Here is a 1,242-nt window from a genome sequence, read left to right as displayed (position 1 = left end):
TCGCCAACAGCGATGGCGCCACCGTGGTGGTCATGGTGGTGATCTGCGCGGTCAGCTCGTCAATCTCTGCGGTCGACTGCCGCAGGCGTTCGATGAGGCGACGAGCGAGATCGGCGACGAGGCTGTCGAACATCGTGAGGTGGGTGTCGATGGTGTCGTAGGCGCTGGCTCGGTCGAGCTTCGCTGGTGGTGTACAGCCGGGGTCAAGTTCGTGCAGGTGCCAGCGCAACCGGGCAATGGTTCGGGTGCGTTCGGCCACCAGATCTTCTCGGTGGTCGACCAGCAACCGGATCTCGCGTTCGACGCCGTCAAGCCGTGCCACAGGCGGGTCTGGCTCCCGCAATGCGGCGCGGGCGATGGCGAGCGCGTCGATCGGGTCAGACTTGCCGAACATTCGAGCACTGTTACGCACGTTCGCCATCAGCTTCGGCGGAACCCGCACCACTCGTTCACCCCGCACCACTCGTTCACCCGCGGCGACCAGGTCCCGCTCGAGGCGACGAGACAGGTGTCGGCAGTCCTCGATCGCCCACACGCGATCGGTGTGGTCCCCATTCGCCCATTGCAGCAGCGGTAGGTGATCGTTGCTGATCGTGCCGGCCGTCTTCGTGGCCAACTGGCGACCGAGGTGATCGACTATGACCGCTGTGTGAGTGCGCTTGTGTGCATCGACCCCGATGACCACCATGATGAGTATGTCTCCTTCCTGCAGTGGATGGCGGCAGCGGGACCGGTCGGTCGGCATATCCCAGTAGGGGGGGACGCCACGCTCCTCTTAAGCCAGATCGGCCGGTCCACGTACATGTCGAGCGGCCGCACTACGGACACAAGCCACAATGGGCGAAAGAAACGGTTGAGCGAACCAGCCGACATGATGATCATGACACTGGGAGAAACGGTGGATCTTGGTCTTGGTCTGACACGCCGAGCGTTGCTTGGCGGGAAGGATCGATCATGACGGAAACACTGGGGCCTGTGACCGATGATCAGGTGGATCCGCAGCGGCTGGCTGAACAGTTGTTGGCGCAGGCCAAGGAACAGGGTGTGGATCTGGTGGGCCCGGATGGGCTGTTGAACCAGTTGACGAAGAGTGTGCTCGAGACTGCGCTGGATGCGGAGATGAGTGAGCACTTGGGATACGACAAGCACGACCCGGCCGGGCGTGGCAGCGGGAACTCGCGTAACGGGACGAGGGCGAAGACGGTGCTGACCGAGATCGGCCCGGTCGAGATTGAGGTGCCC

General features: G+C 63.3%; 2 protein-coding genes. One reads left to right on the top strand and one right to left on the bottom strand.

Annotation, left to right across the window (positions count from 1 at the left end; all coding sequences use genetic code 11):
• Positions 1-688, bottom strand: a 688-nt coding sequence (locus ELR45_RS40125) for an IS110 family transposase (protein ID WP_205857807.1), incomplete at its 3' end; no start/stop codon positions are given.
• Between the two features lie 266 nt (positions 689-954).
• Here ELR45_RS40125 and ELR45_RS41955 point away from each other — a divergent pair.
• Positions 955-1,242 (top strand): transposase (locus ELR45_RS41955; protein WP_240760338.1); only part of this gene is annotated, 288 nt, incomplete at its 3' end.

This window comes from Phytoactinopolyspora endophytica, from assembly GCF_004138495.1.
Taxonomy (GTDB): domain Bacteria; phylum Actinomycetota; class Actinomycetes; order Jiangellales; family Jiangellaceae; genus Phytoactinopolyspora; species Phytoactinopolyspora endophytica.
This window is presented reverse-complemented; position numbering and strand designations above follow the sequence as displayed.